At 53.3% G+C, this 490-nt stretch carries 1 protein-coding gene; it reads left to right on the top strand.

The window, feature by feature from the left end; genetic code table 11:
• Positions 1 to 62: 62 nt before the first annotated feature.
• A partial coding sequence (locus IDSA_RS11765; protein ID WP_156959156.1) for a serine hydrolase domain-containing protein occupies positions 63 to 490 on the top strand: 428 nt, incomplete at its 3' end.

Here is a 490-nt window from a genome sequence, read left to right as displayed (position 1 = left end):
TCGCTGCGCTCACTATTTTTAGCCCATTATTTGGGCGTTATGTGGACTATGGAGAATCACCGATGACATTCAGTGTAGCGATTTGGCGTTCTGCCTTCGCATTCATCCTTTTCATTATGCTGGTAGATGGAGTAGATGCTAAGGATATTCCTCAGCTTCCGCACATCGAGCGGGTAGACGCGAGGATCGATACCCTAATGGAAGAAGGACATTTCCCTGGAGTAGCGATCGCCGTCATGCGCGCAGGCAAGCCGGTGCATATAGGCACCTACGGTATGGCAAACCTCGCTCACGAAGTACCCGTTACGACACGGACCGTTTTCGAGATTGCGTCCTTGACTAAACAGATGACTGCCCTGGCGATCATGACGCTGGTGGAGGAAGAGCGTTTGAGCCTTGACGACCGGCTGGTCGAATGGATCGAGGACGCGCCGCCAGCTTGGGACGAGATTACCGTCGATCAGCTTTTGAGCCATACCGCCGGACTTAC

Source organism: Pseudidiomarina salinarum (assembly GCF_000753715.1).
Taxonomy (GTDB): domain Bacteria; phylum Pseudomonadota; class Gammaproteobacteria; order Enterobacterales; family Alteromonadaceae; genus Pseudidiomarina; species Pseudidiomarina salinarum.
This window is presented reverse-complemented; position numbering and strand designations above follow the sequence as displayed.